Raw genomic sequence first — 16,117 nt, 5'->3', positions numbered from 1 at the left:
GTAATCGAATAAAACATAAGTTGACTTTTTGGGTGGAGTTGAATAAGGTTCTTTCAAAGTTTTTGACCAAATTTTTACATCTTTCCATCCAAACACCATTATCTTTCAATGATCCATCTTGCTTTGACTACCACAAATCCTTTTTTCCTTCTGATTTTTTTGTTCAGAAGAGATTTTGCTTGATTTTTCGATACGAATTTTCTTTCCAATTTGTGGATAAACTTTTTCTAATTCCCTCATGATAAAATCAGGATGATAACCCGAATCCACGAGGATTGTAATTTTATGAACATTCATGGGTTTGGCACGAAAATAATCTATGTTCTCACTCAACATCATGATTAATCCTCGATCATCGGAAATACTTGCCTTTGTACAATAAGTGAAAAAGGGAAAGCCAAGACTGTCTACTGCTAAATGTCTTTTTATACCAAATCCTGTTTAGATAGTATGTCTATTCACTCGAAATCACTGGGGTTGATAGTAGTTATTAGTTTACTTTTAGTTTAGGATTTGGTATTATACCATTGGTGAGTTTATAACCACAGAATCCTCTACTCTCTACCCCCGCATTATACCAAATCCTGTTTAGATAGTGTACTTATTTAGAAAGAAAAATTAAGCCAGTGATAGTTAGTTAACTTTCTAATTTCTTCCTGCATTTCTTGCCGAAGAAAATTACAGCGTTGGATCAGAATGTCTTCGATTTCTTCTATACTTTCAAAATATTGGTTAACTAAAGGTTCATCTACTAAACTCCATAATCTTTCGGCTGGTTGTAGTTCTGGAGAATATGGTGGTAAATACTCTATTTCAATTCCTTGGGGCACTTTTGATGATTTACTCCGATGCCAACCAGCATTATCTTCTACCAACAAGATTTTTTTGTTGTCCACCAGAGCATCCTTGGCAAATGCTTCATAGACTAAATTTAACCATTGTGTATTTACTCTCGGTATTAAATACCATATGTTTCTCCTGTTTTTGGCTTCACAAAACCGTAAACCGACCTTCCGCATAGTTCAAGAAAAAGCAAGAATACTACAAAAAAAGTGATAAAAAAGATGAAGTGGAATAGAGTAAATTAGTTTTAATAGAGTAATGATAAGTCTAGGAAAATGTATGAATCAATAAACATTGAAATAGAAAATATTGATCATTTAGGTATAATAGCTGGAATAGTAGACGAGGTAGGCATTGTAGAGATTGTAAACCAAAAACTACCATCCTATGCTACAGAAAAAATTAGTAAAGGATTAGTAGTCAAGGCAATGATTCTCAATGCCTTGGGTTTTGTGTCTCAGCCATTGTACCTATTTTCAGAGTTTTTTAACGACAAAGCAATAGAAAAATTACTAGGAAAAGAAGTAAAAAAAGAATACTTAAATGATGACAAATTAGGGAGAAGTTTAGATGAACTATACGAATATGGACTAAGTAATTTGTTCATAGAAATAGTCATAGAAGTAATAAAAAAATATCAAATAAAAAGTAATTATCACCACTTAGACTCCACATCATTTCATGTGGATGGTAAATATGAAAATGAGGAAGAAGAAAATAGAAAAACCATCAAAATATGTCATGGGTATTCAAGAGATAATCGTCCAGATTTAAAACAATGTGTATTAAATTTAATAGTATCAGGGGACGGAGAAATACCATTATGGATGAAATCAGGACAGGGAAATCAAAGTGATAAAAAAGAATTTGTCAAGATAGTAAAAGAGTATAAGAAAAGTATAGAAACAGAGAGTATAACAGTATGTGATAGTGCCTTATATAGTCAAGAGAATATCCAATTACTAGGGGAAATGAAATGGATAACAAGAGTGCCATTAACAGTAAAAAAAGGGAGAGAATTAGTAGAAAACGAAGAAATATTATGGACAGAGATAGAAAATGAGCAAGAACAAGAATTGAAAGAAAGAGGTTATGAATGGAAAGTAATCAAGGAAAACTATGGGGGAATAAACCAGAGATGGTTAGTAGTAGAAAATAAAAAAAGAAAAGAAAGCGATCTAAAAAAAATAAAAAAAGCAATTCCCCTAGAAAAAGAGGAAGTAGAAAAAGAGAAAAAGAAAATATCTAGAAAATTGTGGTGCGATAACAAAGAATGTGAACGAGAAATAAAGAAAAAGAATAAAAGGTTTAAATATTATGAGTTAGAGATAGAAGACATTAGAAAGCAAGAGAAAGGAAAATATGAAGTAAGTGTAGTGGTAAGAGAGAAGGAAGAAGAAATAGAAAAAAGAAAAATCAAGCAGGAAGATTTATCTTAGCAACCAATGTAATGGAGGAAGAAAGATTAAAACCATGGGAAATACTATGGGAATATAAACAACAACAAAAAGTAGAAAGAGGATTTAGATTTTTAAAGAATCCCTTATTTTTTACCGAGAGTTTTTATGTAAAAAAGGTGGAGAGGTTGGAAGGGATATTATGGTTAATGTCCTTGAGCTTATTGATATATAACCTAGCTCAAAGAGAAATGAGAAAGGGTTTGAGTAGCAACTGATACTGCTGATAAACTTAACAAAAGGCAGATATTTTTTAGACGTAGAGATCTAGAAAGCGAGATAACGATCTGCCTTTATTAGATCTAGATTTATGATATTAAGATAACAAAATTAATTCTGGGAGTAGTGAATCATTATGAGTCTGCATCCTCAGTCCATCCAACCCATACCACCTCTGACCCGAGAAGTTGCTCACCAAGCCTTTCCCCAAGGTAATCCCTACATGACCTTGAGAGATGAACTCGGAATATTTTACAATGACTTGGATTTTGCTGAACTCTATGCCACAGAAGGTCAACCTGCTCTGCGTCCTTGGCGGTTAGTTCTTGTCTGTGTCATGCAGTACATGTCTGACTTATCCGACCGAGGAGCCGTAGCGGCTGTGGCTGCTCGCATCGACTGGAAATACGCTCTAGGATTAGAATTGAGCGATTCAGGTTTTGATGCTTCAGTTTTGAGCTTATTTCGTTCTCGACTCCTGAAGGGAGGAAAAGAAAAACTGGTTTTAGATAAGCTTTTAGAACGTTGTCAACAGCTCAATCTGATCAAAGCCCGAGGTCAAGCTCGAACTGATTCGACCCATATATTAGCGTCAATTCGGAATCTGAATCGACTTGAATGCGTAGGAGAAACCCTCAGAGCTGCCTTAAACGCTTTAGCTGTTGTGGCTCCAGATTGGTTATCTTCAGTCATTGAAGACGATTGGTTTGAGCGCTACAGTAAACCCGTCGAAGATTCTCGACTGCCAAAAGGGACAGAAGCTCGTAATCTTATGGCTGAAACCATTGGACGTGATGGCCTGAAAATTCTCGAAGAGCTCTATGACCATCCAGATTCACCCCGATGGTTGCGGGAGGTTCCCGCTGTCGAAACTTTGCGAATGACTTGGGTTCATCAATATTGGGTCAATAATGGTCAACTTCATTGGCGTTCTCACCAAGATCTACCTCCCGCTGGGATGCGCTCAAATTCTCCCTACGACCCAGAGGCTCGTTATAGCAAAAAGCGTCATACAACTTGGCTCGGTTACAAAGTTCATCTGAGCGAAACCTGTGAAAAGAATCAAGTGCATCTGATTACCAACGTAAAAACCACGGAGGCACATTTGGCTGATGTCGACCAAATTGAATCAATTCATCAATCCTTAGCGCAAAAGGAATTATTACCCAAAGAACATTTGGTAGATACGGGTTATGTGGATGGAACTCTGTTGGTTGAGAGCAAACAACAATATGGGCTTGACCTAGTGGGTCCAGTCCGAGAAAACGTAAGTTGGCAGTCAAAAGAGCCTGATGCCTATGATCTGAGTCGATTTAAAATCAACTGGAAAACTCAACAAGCCACGTGTCCTCAGGGGGTTAAAAGTACCAAGAAATGGACGGTTCATCAAGACCAATGGGATAATACGGTCATCGGGATTAAATTTCCTCGCCAAGCTTGTCGAGAGTGTCAGTTCCGTCACTTATGTACCCGTTCTCGGACTGAACCCAGAGAGCTAACTATCCGTCCGCAGCAAGAGTATTTAGCAATTCTCAAAAGACGCCAACAGCAACAGACTAAAAAATGGTCGAAGCAGTATAACCGCCGTGCGGGAGTAGAGGGGACAATTTCTCAGGGCGTACGTGCCTTAGGGTTACGGAACTGTCGTTATGTTGGTTTGGAGAAAGTGCATTTACAACACATCTTTACAGCAACGGCAATGAACGTGTTTCGTCTGTTCGCGTGGTTTGAGGGAGTGCCTTTATCTCAAACTCGTGTTTCTTCCTTTGCTAAGTTAGCTCCAGGTTAGCTAGACTAGTGATTTTTTTCTTCAACCTGCTTTTTGTTAAGTTCATCAGCAGTATCAGTTGCTACTCAAACCCCAAATTGTCAGACTTCGAAAGATTTTAGTTATGTGCGATCGCCCTCATAACCCATAGCTAAGTTTTGGACTTTTGGAGCAAAATCTAGTTAACCCCTAACCATCAATGATCGATCTAGTAAGTACTTAGCCATGATTTTATTGTATTCTTCAACACATAGACTCTATAGAAACGAAAATTTAGTGATAAATTGGATTTTAAGCAAAAAAATCATATTTAATGATCTTTTGAGTACCAATAATTGGTAAATTAACCTAAATATTGATATTAAAATACAAATAGTAAGATGAAAGCATTAGTAATAGGTGGAGATGGTTACTGTGGATGGGCAACAGCCCTGCACCTCTCCAACAAAGGATATGAAGTAGCAATTCTCGACAGTTTAGCCCGTCGTCACTGGGATGATAAATTAGGCTCACAAACCCTAACCCCCATCGCTCCTATTCAGAAGCGTATTCAGCGATGGTATGAGTTAACTGGTAAAAAAATTGAGTTATTTATCGGTGATATTACTAACTACGATTTCTTAATCAAGGCTTTTCGTAAATTTGAGCCTGAGTCTGTGGTGCATTTTGGGGAACAACGCAGCGCACCCTATTCTATGATTGATAGAGAACACGCTGTATTTACCCAGGTCAATAACGTGGTAGGTACTCTTAATATTCTCTATGCTCTCAAAGAGGAGTTTCCTGATACTCACTTAGTTAAATTGGGTACTATGGGCGAATATGGTACTCCTAATATTGATATTGAAGAAGGTTATATCGAAATTGAACATAATGGTCGTAAGGATGTATTACCTTATCCTAAACAGCCTGGTAGCTTCTATCACTTGAGTAAGGTACATGATAGCCATAATATCCACTTTGCTTGTAAAGTATGGGGTATTCGTGCCACAGATTTAAACCAAGGTATTGTTTATGGTGTCTTGACTGAGGAAACTGGCATGGATGAGATGTTGGTTAACCGTCTTGACTATGATGGCGTATTTGGTACTGCTCTCAACCGTTTTTGTATTCAGGCCGCTTTAGGACATCCTTTGACGGTATATGGTAGCGGACAGCAAACCAGAGCTTTATTGGATATTCGTGATACTGTACGATGTATGGAGTTGGCGATCGCCAACCCTGCGGAAGCTGGAAAATTCAGAGTATTTAACCAATTTACCGAAAGATTTAGTATCAATGACTTGGCTACCATGGTTCAAAAAGCCGGACAAACCATCGGCTTAAAAGTGAAAGTTAACAAGATTGATAACCCTAGAGTTGAATTAGAAGAACATTACTTCAACGCTAAAAACACCAAATTATTAGATCTAGGTTTACAACCTCACTATCTCTCTGACTCCTTGCTCGATTCTTTACTTAACTTTGCGACTAAGTACAAAGATAGAGCTAATTTAGAACAAATCTTACCCAAGGTATCTTGGCGCAGATAAAAAACAACACCATGGGATTATAATCTCTTCTCCATCTATTTGTTTGCCCTCACTTTAAACCTCTCACCTACTGGGTGGGGGGCTTTTTTTTGCGTAGCATTTTTCCCCATAAAAAAAGGTGGGCAATGCCCACCCACAAAACCTATTTAATGATTAATGATTTTGATTATTTAGCCAGTGCTAATTCGCGCTCTTTAGCTTCCTTAATTACATCCTCAGCAATATTTCTAGGACAAGGAGCATAATGAGAGAATTCCATAGAGAATTGACCACGTCCAGAAGTCATGGTACGTAAATCACCGATATAACCAAACATTTCACTCAAAGGAGCTTCAGCTTTGATTCTGACACCCATGGGGGTAGTGTTTTGGGATTTGATCATGCCACGACGACGGTTAATGTCACCAATTACGTCTCCGATGTGATCTTCAGGGGTAAATACATCTACATTCATAATAGGCTCAAGAATTTGAGGCCCTGCTTTAGGAATGGATTGACGATAACCTGCTCTGGCAGCAATTTCAAAGGCGATCGCACTAGAATCCACAGGGTGGAAAGCACCATCAGTCAAAGTCACCTTGAGATCTACACAGGGATAACCAGCCAACACACCTTTATCAATACTAGATTCAAAACCTTTATTAACCGCAGGCCAAAATTCACGGGGAACATTACCACCAGTAACCTTAGACTCAAACAAGAATCCACTACCAGTTTCACCAGGCTCGATGGTGTAGTCAATACGTCCAAACTGTCCAGAACCACCAGACTGTTTCTTGTGGGTATAACTGTCATTAATTACCTTGGTGATAGACTCACGATAAGCAACCTGAGGTTTACCAACTTCTACTTCCACACCGTGGGTACGTTTGAGGATGTCCACCTTAATATCAAGGTGTAACTCACCCATTCCTTTAATGATGGTTTCACCGCTTTCTTGGTCAGTTTCCACATAGAAAGAAGGATCTTCTTGAACCATTTTACTAAGAGCCATACCCATTTTCTCGTTACCACCTTTTTGGGTAGGTTTGATAGCAATGGAGATTACAGGCTCAGGGAAGACCATAGGCTCAAGGGTAGCAGGGTGATTAGGATCACAGATGGTGTGACCAGTTTGGATGTTTTTCATCCCTACAATAGCCACAATGTCTCCTGCTTGGGCAGAGTCCACCTCAATACGATCATTGGCGTGCATTTCTACGATTCTACCCACACGCTCAGTTTTACCAGTGGCGGTGTTTAATACGGTCATACCTTTTTCTAACTTACCAGAGTAAACCCGGGTAAAGGTTAGGGCGCCGTAGCGATCGTCCATAATCTTAAATGCCAAAGCTCTGAAAGGCTCTTCAGGGTCAACTTTAGCAAACGTTCCAGTTTCGTTACCTTCTAAATCCACAATAGGCTGAGGATTAACTTCATCAGGGGCAGGTAAATAGTCAACTACCGCATCTAAAACTAGCTGAACCCCTTTATTTTTGAAAGAAGAACCGCAATAGGTAGGGAAGAAAGCCAAATCACGAGTACCTTTACGGATACAACGCTTAATATCATCAACAGAAATTTCCTCTCCTTCGAGGTATTTTTCCATCAACACTTCATCCTGTTCTACCGCAGTTTCGATTAACTGCTCACGGTAAATTTCTACATCGTCCACCATGTCCGCAGGAACTTCTTCGATGGTGTAGTTTAAAGGATCTCCAGAGTCATCCCAAACCCAAGCCTTACGGGTTAATAAATCCACAACTCCTTTAAATTCGGTTTCAAGACCGATAGGTAATACCATTACCAAAGGAGTAGCAGCTAAAATTTCTTTTACTTGTTTAACAACGCTGTAAAAATCAGCACCAGTACGATCTAATTTGTTAACGTAAATTACACGAGCAACCTTAGAATCGTTAGCATAACGCCAGTTGGTTTCAGATTGAGGTTCAACCCCACCAGACGCACAAAATACCCCAATACCACCATCAAGAACTTTTAAAGAACGATATACTTCGATGGTGAAGTCAACGTGTCCGGGGGTATCAATAATATTGAATTGATGATCTTTCCAAAAACAGCTTGTAGCGGCGGATTGAATGGTAATTCCTCGCTCCTGCTCTTGTTCCATAAAGTCGGTAGTAGCGGCACCGTCATGTACTTCGCCAAGTTTATGAATTTTACCAGTTAATTTTAGGATTCTTTCTGTAGTGGTTGTTTTTCCAGCGTCAACGTGGGCAAAAATCCCAATATTTCTATATCGAGCGAGATCTTTCATAATTTATCTATATATATACAGTTTCTGTGTTGTAACCTAATTTTATTTTCTTTTTTAGGTAGTTGAGTTAAAATTTTGTTGCGGACTAAGCTAGTAGCAACATTATTCATAGTCTTGATTTTAGATGATCCTAGACATTAGTTTTTAGCCTTGGCGAGACCATTACTTTACATCTATATCTAGTTTTCAAGGTTTTGAAATATTATAGTTGATTATATCATAGCGTTACGTTATATAAACAAGTTACGCCACTGACTGAAGAGATGGGGGATAATAAAAAGTTATTCTTTTTTGTGTGGTAATTCTAAGTTATCTTTGATTAACTGTTTTTATGGGATTTAAAGATAATTTTTTTTTCGTTTTCTTGCGTAAATAAGTGGAAAATTATTTGGTCTTCCTATAGCTTAAATATGATATTTTATTTACTATCTGACGTTACATACTCATTTATGAGTTAAGTTTTATCTGTAAATTTTAACAAGGGGCTTAAGCCCCTTGCCCAACTCCTAGCCCCTTGCGCAACTCCTAGCTCCTAGCCCAACTCCTAGCTCCCTGCCCAGCACGTGTACAAACACAATATGAACATCCAACGTTTTTACCATCTTAAATTAATTATATTTTTGCGTAACATCAGTTACCATTAAATAACCAAAGATCTTGAATGAAATGTCTTAGGGTTTTTTTTGCGGTTAATATTTTTTTATCATCAAATTCAAATTCAGGCAATTGACCACAAAAGGTTATATATTCGGTATCAAAAACAGGTCGGAAACAGTTTGTACTCCATAATAAATCTGAAGTGTAGCGCAAATCATCAATATTTTTTACCGCCTTTTCATATTCATCTTGTTGTATGAAGTTAACCAACATCAGAGGCCGAACCCAGCATTTATTTTGTTGCGTTATAACATCAATAATTTCACAATATAATGACCTGTTTTGATTATCTAAACAAACTATTTCACTAGGTTTAAAAAAACTCACTTTTGTTCTTTTTTAATCACTAATTATTTAGATTTTACTGAAATTTTATTGTGATGGGTGTGGGCAATGGAGAATTATCCACTAAGCAAGTTATCCCCCCATAAGACTGAGGGGACGACCATTGATAGTAATTAGATTACGGCATAGGCAGAATTTAACGCCCAGATAATTAATGCGGTAATAGCACCGAGAATAACAAAAGCGGAAATACCCACAATAATAGGTTTGTCAGCGCCTTCAAATTTCATGATGCCACGGTTTAGATCAGACATACGACCTCAAAGTTAATTTAAAGAAAAAGAACTGTTTATTATCAGGTTAACTTAAAAATATCTCCTTCTTATGGAAGGTTCACATTTGTTGATATTTTTAGTTTTTGACGGAAGAAATTTCGGGAAAAGAAACTTTAGTACCGCCTAAACCACAATAACCGTTGGGATTTTTGGCGAGGTATTGTTGATGGTAGCCTTCAGCGAAGTAAAATTCTGGTGCGTCAAGGATTTCGGTGGTAATTTCTTCTAATCCTGCTTTATTTAATTCTTGTTGATAAAGTTGTTTGGATTTTTGGGCTAATTCTTTTTGTTGGGCAGAATAAGTGTAAATCCCTGAGCGATATTGAGTGCCTCTGTCGTTACCTTGGCGCATTCCTTGGGTGGGGTTATGGTTTTCCCAAAATACTTTTAAAAGGGTTTCGTAACTGATAATCTGAGGGTCATAAACTACTAATACGACTTCGTTATGACCTGTTAAACCGCTACATACTTCTTCATAGGTGGGGTTGGGGGTATAACCTGCGGCGTAGCCTACGGCGGTGAGATAAATTCCTGTTTCTAGTTGCCAAAATTTTCTTTCAGCGCCCCAAAAACAACCCATGCCAAATACGGCTTTTTCCATGTTGGCTGGATATTCGGTTTTGAAGGAGTTGCCGTTAACGAAATGTTTGGAGGGTAGGGGCATTTTTTTGTCTCTACCTTTGAGGGCTTCTTCTGGTTTGGGTAGGCTTAGTTTTTTGTCTCCGAGTCCAAATAAAAACATAGTTTTGTTAATGATGGTAAAGAATTATTACGGTCTTATTTCATCTTATCGTCTATGGTTCTGTTTCTGCTTTTCTGGAGCAACGGAGACTTTTATTTTTTTTAAGATATGGGAGGGTTGGTGGATGCGTAAAAGGCGATCGCAATTCCCCCAGCCACAAGGATGGTAGAAAAGATAATTAAGATGATATTATTTCTTTTTTCGGTTTCTGTGGGAGCTTGAGCTTTGTAAACTTTGGGTTCATGGGCAAAATTATTAATTCTGCCGCCGTCTTCGGTGGTATATGGCATATACTGATGACCTCATTTGCTAAAAATTACAATAGTCTATAGATTATGATCAGACTTTAATTTTAGGGGACGTGTAGTAATAAATCTTGATATTACTTTACATTTTTTGTTGTCAAAATTAATATTTCTTTGTGATGCTGTGTCAAAATGAATGTTAATTTTTCTGCTCAAATAAATTATTATGCTTAATTATGTCTGGTTTGCATTGATAGGGATTTCAGTTATTGTTGGTACAATCAATGGCAATATTGATGCTGTCACCGAAGCTGCCATCAGTAGTGCTGAAGCCGCTGTTACCCTAGCCATTGGTTTAATCGGTATCATGGCTCTTTGGTTAGGAATTATGAAGATTGCGGAGGAGGCTGGGTTAATAAGTGCGATCGCCCGTATCGTCCGTCCTATCACCGTTTGGCTATTTCCAGAAGTTCCCCCAGATCATCCCGCCATGAGTGCCATGGTACTGAATATGTCCGCTAATATGTTGGGTTTAGGCAATGCTGCCACCCCCTTGGGTTTAAAAGCTATGCAAGAACTAGAAAAACTTAATCCCCATCCCGAAACTGCCACCAATGCCATGTGTACCTTTTTGACTATCAACACCTCCAGTGTGCAATTAATTCTCCCCGCCACCGTAGTAGCCCTCATGGGAGTTGAATCTAGTAGCTTATTCATTCCCACCATTCTCGCCACATCCTGCTCCACCATTGCAGGAGTCACCGCCGTCAAATTCCTTTCAAAATTACCTCAGTTTGCCATTCCTGAACCTAAAAAAGAAATAGAAGAATCAGACTTCCATGAGTAATTAATCTGAATTGGAGATAAAATTTCTCAACACTTTGAAAACTAGATAATGGGCAATGGGCTTAAGCCTATTGTTGACAATAACCTAAATTAAAGCCAATTTAATAACACCAAAATAATGATTGAATCCATTGCCGACATATTTAACACCAGCGCTAAATATATTATTCCCCTTCTTTTAATGGGCATTCCCTTTTATGCCCTCGTGTTTAAAAAAGTCAAAGTTTATGAAGTATTCACCGAAGGCGCAAAAGATGGTTTCACCATTGCCATTCAAATCATTCCCTACCTCGTAGCCATTCTCGTTGCCATCGGAATGTTTAGGGCTAGTGGAGCATTAGACATCATGCTTAATATTCTATCCCCCGTGTTGTCCATGCTAGGTTTTCCCCCCGAAAATCTGCTCCTCGCTATCATGCGCCCTCTTTCTGGGGGAGGCTCATTTGGGTTACTCAGTGACTTAGTAGAAACCTACGGGCCAGAGTCCCTCATCAGTAAAATTGCCGCCACCATGTATGGCTCTACTGAAACAACTTTTTACATCTTAGCAGTGTATTTTGGCTCCGTGGGCATCAAGAGAGTACGCCATGCCCTCTTTGCAGGGTTAATCGCTGATGTGGTTGGCATTTTTAGTGCTGTTTATATTTGCCGTCTGTTTTTTGTTTAACAACATATTTAGTTTGTAAAAAAAGGGTAAATAATTGATAATTTATTGATGTTTTATTACCTTAATTGCAATTATTTATTCTCTATTGTTTTCTCAATTTCCTATCCTAAAAGACAATATAAGCATCGAACAGGGGTAAGGTAGTGTTAAAATTTGTTTGTTATTCTATTGTTAATGTAAAAAGAGTATATAAATATGGCACAAGGAAAAGGATTTGGACTAGGCTTAGGTAAAATGAAGGAACTTGCGGAAGCCTTCAAAAAAGCCCAACAAGTGCAAGAGGGAGCAAAACAGCTTCAACAAGAACTAGAAACCATGGAAATTCAGGGACAAAGCGAAGATGGTTTAGTTATTGTCACCATGAGCGGAAATCAAGAGCCTTTGAAGGTAGAAATTAAGGATGAAGCTTTGGCTAATGGTTCAGAGGCTTTATCTGCAAGTGTTACCGCTGCTTATAAAGATGCCTATCAAAAATCCACTGAGACTATGCGTGAGAGAATGGAAGAGTTAACTGGTAGTTTTGGACTTCCTGGAATGTAGGTAAGAGTTATTTGAGGGGCTGGAACATCTTCAGCCCTTGATTTTTTTTGTTTAATTAGGTTATATTTTTTTGTGATGGTTAAGTTATTATTTGTATGTTTAGGTAATATTTGCCGATCGCCCTCAGCGGAAAATATTATGATTCATTTGATAGAAAAAGAGGGTTTACAAGATAAAATAACCTGTGATTCGGCTGGAACTTCCCGTTATCATATTGGCTCTCCTCCTGATAGCAGAATGAGGGAGGCAGGGAAAAAAAGAAACATTAAATTAGTGGGAAAAGCAAGACAAATTGAAGATTTTGACCTAGAATATTTTGATTTAATTTTAGCTATGGATAAGGCTAATTATCATGATATTTTATCTTTGGATTTGAAGGGAAAATATAGAGACAAAATTAAGTTAATGTGTGATTTTGCTTCCCATCATACTGATACAGAAGTACCAGATCCCTATTATGGTGGAGAATCGGGTTTTGATTATGTGATTGATTTGTTACTTGATTCCTGTGAAGGTTTATTAGACTATGTGAAAAGAGAATATAGTATCAACTGATTAAGGCAAAAATAATAATCTTTAAATCTTTGTTTTATTATCAATTCTCAATTGTCCATTATCAATTAACAAAATGACTGCTAAAGAATCTATTTCTATTTATCTCGATATTGCCCTATTAGCCGCAAGGGCTGGGGGTGCTGTACTCAGTCACTATTGGGGGAAACAATTGGCGATCGCCCAAAAAGGTAGATCAGGTGATCTAGTTACCCAAGTAGATAAAGAATCCGAAGCGCAAGTAATAAAAGTCATACAAAGACACTGCCCCAATCACGCTATTTTTGCCGAAGAATCAGGTAAAAGTGGCAATCAAAACCATAAATATCAATGGGTAATTGACCCCCTAGACGGCACTACCAACTATGCCCATGGCTACCCTCAAGCGGCTGTTTCCATCGGTCTAAATATTGACGGCATCCCCTCGGTTGGTGTGGTTTATAACCCTATGAAAGAAGAATTATGGTGCGCTGGAAAAGGATTAGGAGCAACCCTCAACGGTAACCCTATCAGGGTATCCAACACCGAAGAATTAAAAGATAGTTTACTGGTGACAGGTTTCGCCTACGATAGACGAGAAACTGACGATAATAATTACGCCGAATTTTGTTATCTCACCCACCTAACCCAAGGGGTAAGAAGGGCTGGAAGTGCTTCCCTCGATTTGTGTGAGATGGCAGGGGGAAGATTAGACGGTTATTGGGAAAGGGGTTTAAGTCCTTGGGATTTACTCGCTGGAGTTGTTATCGTGAGAGAAGCGGGAGGGTATATTACCGCCTATGATGGCTCAGAGTTTGACATTGAAACAGGGCGTATCCTCGCTACTAATGGAAAAATCCATGATGCTTTGATGGTGGCGTTGAAGAATACTCCCCATAGCCCTGCTTTTTCTTTTCCTGATGTGGTGGGTTAATTTTTGTTCTAGTTTTTATCAATAAATATTCGGTTTATTGTAAGGGTTTTATTCCTGCTAAATCTAAAATTTCGGGAATTAATTCTTCTTTTTTAACCGCCATTAAATGAACTCCTTGACATATATCTTGAGCCATTTTTACTTGTTCAGCAGCAATTTTTATTCCTTCTTGGAGAGGATTTTGGGCTTTTTCTAAGCGTTTAATGATATGCTCTGGAATTTCTACCCCAGGAACATATTTATTAATAAATAAAGCGTTTTTAGCACTTTTTAAGAGGAATATTCCTGCTAAAATAGGGCGATCGCCCTTAATGGCAATTTGGGTCATAAATTTATCTAGCTTTTCAAAATCAGTAATTAATTGACTTTGAAAAAACTGTGCCCCTGCTTCTATTTTCTTTTCAAAACGTCTTTGTAAACCAGACCAACTTTTAGACTGAGGATCAACGGCTGCCCCTGCAAATAGTTCTAATTTACCATCAGATAAGGCTTTATTATTAATATCAAAACCTTGATTTAATTTGTCAATTAAGTTTAGTAAACGGATAGATTCCAACTCAAAAACTGCTTTGGCTTGGGGATGATCTCCTGCTTTAATGGGGTCACCAGTTAGGGCTAAAATATTTCTAATTCCTAAACCATAAGCCCCCATCAAGTCGGCTTGTAAACCGATAGAATTGCGATCGCGCCCTGTCACCTGACAAATAGGCTCAATACTTTCCCTTAGTAGTAACGCTGACGCAGCCACCGATGACATCCTTAATACAGCCCTACTACCATCGGTAATATTTACCCCATGGACTCGATTTTTAAGTACCTTTGCCACCTCCAACATACGTTCTGGATTACCACCCTTCGGAGGAGTAATTTCTGCGGTAATTAAAAATTGTTTAAGGGCGATCGCCTTTTGTAATTTTGACAAATTATTTCCCATTTTTATAAACTTTTAATAATGAAGATAAATAAGTTTTTCATAATATTTAAAAATATGTAAAGTGCAAAAAGTGATGGTATATTCAACAATTAAAAATTTACTAATTTTGAGGAAATTTAGAGAGTTATTTTTTTTGAAGATCTAATTTCTAAATTATTTATAGAAAATTTTAAATAATTTCCCCCCCTTATTAAGGGGGGCTAGGGGGGATCAAATTTATAGAAATAAGATAAAGTTTATATGGCAAAAGGTCAAAAATATCAATTAACCAATCAAAAAACCAAGAGACTCTTTAACCCTTTTGAGAGTAGCACCTGCCACCTCATCAGCCCTTTCCTTACCATCCCTCAACACAGAGTCCAGATAACCCTTTTCCGCCACAATTTCCGCATACTTAGTCTGGATAGGAGACAAAGCCTCAATGGTTGCCTCAGTCAACAACGGTTTAAACTTACCCCAACCCATGTCTGCACACTCAAGGGCTACTTCTTCTTTTGTTTTTCCAGAAAAAATCGTATATAAACCAAGTAAATTATTACACTCAGGGCGATCGGGATCAAAAGCCAAGCCCATGGTAGGATCAGTTTTACACTTTTTAATCTTTTTCTTGATCACATCAGGAGAATCCAAAAGACTAATACGACTCAACTCAGAAGGATCAGACTTCGACATCTTTTTCGTACCATCCGCCAAACTCATTACCCTCGCCCCCTCCTTACGAATCAAAGGCTCTGGCACTTTTAACACAGGAGATTCTTCTGTGCCATAACGATCATTAAAACGAATGGCAATGTCACGGGTTAACTCTAAATGCTGTTTTTGATCTTCTCCCACAGGTACTTGATCAGCATCATACAACAAAATATCCGCCGCCATCAGAATAGGATAGTCCAGTAAACCAACACTAACGTTTTCTCCCTGTTTAATGGCTTTTTCTTTAAACTGAATCATCCTCTCCAACCAATTTAGAGGAGTAACACAATTGAGTAACCATGCCAACTCACTATGGGCAGTTACATGGGATTGGACAAAAATAGTAGAGTAACTTAAATCAATACCACAGGCTAAATACAACGCAGCAATGTTGTAAGTATCTTGGGCTAAAACCTTCGGATCATGGGGTACAGTGATAGCATGAAGATCTACTACACAAAAAAAGTTGTCATACTGGGGTTGCATCTCTACCCAGTTACGAATTGCCCCTAAATAATTACCGATGTGTAAATTTCCTGTAGGTTGTACCCCTGATAAAATACGCTTTTTGCTCATTATACTTAGAATTTATGTAACTACCCAGTCGCAAATTATAACATTTATTAAGACTT

General features: G+C 38.0%; 18 protein-coding genes. 9 read left to right on the top strand and 9 right to left on the bottom strand.

The window, feature by feature from the left end; translation table 11 throughout:
• Nucleotides 1–105: 105 nt before the first annotated feature.
• Together A5482_RS02125 and A5482_RS02120 are read right to left on the bottom strand one after the other, a co-directional pair.
• Complete coding sequence (locus tag A5482_RS02125; protein WP_446684833.1) at nucleotides 106–429, bottom strand: hypothetical protein; 324 nt, start codon at nucleotides 427–429, stop codon at nucleotides 106–108.
• A 176-nt stretch (nucleotides 430–605) separates the two neighbouring features.
• Nucleotides 606–1,019, bottom strand: a complete 414-nt coding sequence (locus A5482_RS02120; RefSeq protein ID WP_446684795.1) for a transposase — start codon at nucleotides 1,017–1,019, stop codon at nucleotides 606–608.
• Nucleotides 1,020–1,118: 99 nt separating this feature from the next.
• Between A5482_RS02120 and A5482_RS02115 the strand changes: the two genes are divergently transcribed.
• The 4 genes from A5482_RS02115 to A5482_RS02100 all read left to right on the top strand — a co-directional run bounded on the left by A5482_RS02115 (nucleotide 1,119) and on the right by A5482_RS02100 (nucleotide 5,819).
• Nucleotides 1,119–2,282, top strand: coding sequence for an IS1634 family transposase (locus tag A5482_RS02115; protein WP_446684794.1), 1,164 nt, complete (start codon nucleotides 1,119–1,121; stop codon nucleotides 2,280–2,282).
• A gap of 11 nt (nucleotides 2,283–2,293) precedes the next feature.
• Nucleotides 2,294–2,518: a hypothetical protein gene (locus A5482_RS02110; RefSeq protein ID WP_446684793.1), complete on the top strand. Its 225-nt coding sequence runs from the start codon at nucleotides 2,294–2,296 to the stop codon at nucleotides 2,516–2,518.
• A 137-nt stretch (nucleotides 2,519–2,655) separates the two neighbouring features.
• Nucleotides 2,656–4,308, top strand: a complete 1,653-nt coding sequence (locus A5482_RS02105; protein ID WP_069791842.1) for an IS1182 family transposase — start codon at nucleotides 2,656–2,658, stop codon at nucleotides 4,306–4,308.
• Nucleotides 4,309–4,667: 359 nt separating this feature from the next.
• Nucleotides 4,668–5,819 carry an NAD-dependent epimerase/dehydratase family protein gene (locus A5482_RS02100; RefSeq protein WP_069790141.1) on the top strand — a complete coding sequence of 384 codons (1,152 nt, stop codon included), beginning with the start codon at nucleotides 4,668–4,670 and terminating at the stop codon, nucleotides 5,817–5,819.
• 166 nt (nucleotides 5,820–5,985) lie between these two features.
• Here the strand turns inward: A5482_RS02100 and fusA are convergent, their stop codons facing one another.
• The 5 genes from fusA to psb34 all read right to left on the bottom strand — a co-directional run bounded on the left by fusA (nucleotide 5,986) and on the right by psb34 (nucleotide 10,385).
• Nucleotides 5,986–8,079: an elongation factor G gene (gene fusA, locus A5482_RS02095; protein ID WP_069790140.1), complete on the bottom strand. Its 2,094-nt coding sequence runs from the start codon at nucleotides 8,077–8,079 to the stop codon at nucleotides 5,986–5,988.
• 627 nt (nucleotides 8,080–8,706) lie between these two features.
• Nucleotides 8,707–8,946, bottom strand: coding sequence for a hypothetical protein (locus tag A5482_RS02090; RefSeq protein WP_242411906.1), 240 nt, complete (start codon nucleotides 8,944–8,946; stop codon nucleotides 8,707–8,709).
• A gap of 245 nt (nucleotides 8,947–9,191) precedes the next feature.
• On the bottom strand, nucleotides 9,192–9,332 hold the full coding sequence (locus tag A5482_RS02085) for a hypothetical protein (RefSeq protein WP_201150043.1): 141 nt from the start codon (nucleotides 9,330–9,332) through the stop codon (nucleotides 9,192–9,194).
• A gap of 97 nt (nucleotides 9,333–9,429) precedes the next feature.
• Entirely contained in the window at nucleotides 9,430–10,095 is a 666-nt protein-coding gene (gene msrA / locus A5482_RS02080; RefSeq protein WP_069790138.1) for a peptide-methionine (S)-S-oxide reductase MsrA, read from the bottom strand.
• A 101-nt stretch (nucleotides 10,096–10,196) separates the two neighbouring features.
• On the bottom strand, nucleotides 10,197–10,385 hold the full coding sequence (gene psb34 / locus A5482_RS02075; RefSeq protein WP_069790137.1) for a photosystem II assembly protein Psb34: 189 nt from the start codon (nucleotides 10,383–10,385) through the stop codon (nucleotides 10,197–10,199).
• A 181-nt stretch (nucleotides 10,386–10,566) separates the two neighbouring features.
• Here psb34 and A5482_RS02070 point away from each other — a divergent pair, with 181 nt between their 5' ends.
• The 5 genes from A5482_RS02070 (at nucleotide 10,567) to A5482_RS02050 (ending at nucleotide 13,858) form a co-directional block, all read left to right on the top strand.
• The gene (locus A5482_RS02070) at nucleotides 10,567–11,187 is read left to right on the top strand and encodes a nucleoside recognition domain-containing protein (RefSeq protein WP_069790136.1); all 621 of its coding nucleotides are present in this window, start codon (nucleotides 10,567–10,569) and stop codon (nucleotides 11,185–11,187) included.
• Nucleotides 11,188–11,304: 117 nt separating this feature from the next.
• Nucleotides 11,305–11,853 (top strand): spore maturation protein, encoded by a 549-nt coding sequence (locus tag A5482_RS02065; RefSeq protein WP_069790135.1) that lies wholly within the window; start codon nucleotides 11,305–11,307, stop codon nucleotides 11,851–11,853.
• A 195-nt stretch (nucleotides 11,854–12,048) separates the two neighbouring features.
• The gene (locus A5482_RS02060; protein WP_069790134.1) at nucleotides 12,049–12,393 is read left to right on the top strand and encodes a YbaB/EbfC family nucleoid-associated protein; all 345 of its coding nucleotides are present in this window, start codon (nucleotides 12,049–12,051) and stop codon (nucleotides 12,391–12,393) included.
• A 75-nt stretch (nucleotides 12,394–12,468) separates the two neighbouring features.
• Nucleotides 12,469–12,948, top strand: a complete 480-nt coding sequence (locus A5482_RS02055; protein WP_069790133.1) for a low molecular weight protein-tyrosine-phosphatase — start codon at nucleotides 12,469–12,471, stop codon at nucleotides 12,946–12,948.
• A 73-nt stretch (nucleotides 12,949–13,021) separates the two neighbouring features.
• Nucleotides 13,022–13,858, top strand: a complete 837-nt coding sequence (locus A5482_RS02050; protein ID WP_069790132.1) for an inositol monophosphatase family protein — start codon at nucleotides 13,022–13,024, stop codon at nucleotides 13,856–13,858.
• A gap of 34 nt (nucleotides 13,859–13,892) precedes the next feature.
• On the opposite strand, the gene A5482_RS02045 is transcribed toward A5482_RS02050, so the two are convergent.
• Both A5482_RS02045 and trpS read right to left on the bottom strand, forming a co-directional pair.
• Nucleotides 13,893–14,792: a methylenetetrahydrofolate reductase gene (locus A5482_RS02045; protein ID WP_069790131.1), complete on the bottom strand. Its 900-nt coding sequence runs from the start codon at nucleotides 14,790–14,792 to the stop codon at nucleotides 13,893–13,895.
• 264 nt (nucleotides 14,793–15,056) lie between these two features.
• On the bottom strand, nucleotides 15,057–16,061 hold the full coding sequence (gene trpS / locus A5482_RS02040; RefSeq protein WP_069790130.1) for a tryptophan--tRNA ligase: 1,005 nt from the start codon (nucleotides 16,059–16,061) through the stop codon (nucleotides 15,057–15,059).
• Nucleotides 16,062–16,117 lie beyond the last annotated feature (56 nt).

Source organism: Cyanobacterium sp. IPPAS B-1200, from assembly GCF_001747005.2.
Lineage (GTDB): Bacteria > Cyanobacteriota > Cyanobacteriia > Cyanobacteriales > Cyanobacteriaceae > Cyanobacterium.
This window is presented reverse-complemented; position numbering and strand designations above follow the sequence as displayed.

Excerpts from the sequence above, each read along its gene's own strand:
- A5482_RS02100 (WP_069790141.1), top strand. The coding sequence starts at position 4,668 with ATGAAAGCATTAGTAATAGGTGGAGATGGTTACTGTGGATGGGCAACA.
- A5482_RS02055 (WP_069790133.1), top strand. The coding sequence starts at position 12,469 with ATGGTTAAGTTATTATTTGTATGTTTAGGTAATATTTGCCGATCGCCC.
- A5482_RS02065 (WP_069790135.1), top strand. The coding sequence starts at position 11,305 with ATGATTGAATCCATTGCCGACATATTTAACACCAGCGCTAAATATATT.
- A5482_RS02120 (WP_446684795.1), bottom strand. The coding sequence starts at position 1,019 with ATGCGGAAGGTCGGTTTACGGTTTTGTGAAGCCAAAAACAGGAGAAAC.
- A5482_RS02110 (WP_446684793.1), top strand. The coding sequence starts at position 2,294 with ATGGAGGAAGAAAGATTAAAACCATGGGAAATACTATGGGAATATAAA.
- trpS (WP_069790130.1), bottom strand. The coding sequence starts at position 16,061 with ATGAGCAAAAAGCGTATTTTATCAGGGGTACAACCTACAGGAAATTTA.
- A5482_RS02105 (WP_069791842.1), top strand. The coding sequence starts at position 2,656 with ATGAGTCTGCATCCTCAGTCCATCCAACCCATACCACCTCTGACCCGA.
- A5482_RS02060 (WP_069790134.1), top strand. The coding sequence starts at position 12,049 with ATGGCACAAGGAAAAGGATTTGGACTAGGCTTAGGTAAAATGAAGGAA.
- A5482_RS02115 (WP_446684794.1), top strand. The coding sequence starts at position 1,119 with ATGTATGAATCAATAAACATTGAAATAGAAAATATTGATCATTTAGGT.
- A5482_RS02085 (WP_201150043.1), bottom strand. The coding sequence starts at position 9,332 with ATGTCTGATCTAAACCGTGGCATCATGAAATTTGAAGGCGCTGACAAA.
- A5482_RS02070 (WP_069790136.1), top strand. The coding sequence starts at position 10,567 with ATGCTTAATTATGTCTGGTTTGCATTGATAGGGATTTCAGTTATTGTT.
- A5482_RS02090 (WP_242411906.1), bottom strand. The coding sequence starts at position 8,946 with ATGTTGGTTAACTTCATACAACAAGATGAATATGAAAAGGCGGTAAAA.
- msrA (WP_069790138.1), bottom strand. The coding sequence starts at position 10,095 with ATGTTTTTATTTGGACTCGGAGACAAAAAACTAAGCCTACCCAAACCA.
- psb34 (WP_069790137.1), bottom strand. The coding sequence starts at position 10,385 with ATGCCATATACCACCGAAGACGGCGGCAGAATTAATAATTTTGCCCAT.
- A5482_RS02050 (WP_069790132.1), top strand. The coding sequence starts at position 13,022 with ATGACTGCTAAAGAATCTATTTCTATTTATCTCGATATTGCCCTATTA.
- A5482_RS02045 (WP_069790131.1), bottom strand. The coding sequence starts at position 14,792 with ATGGGAAATAATTTGTCAAAATTACAAAAGGCGATCGCCCTTAAACAA.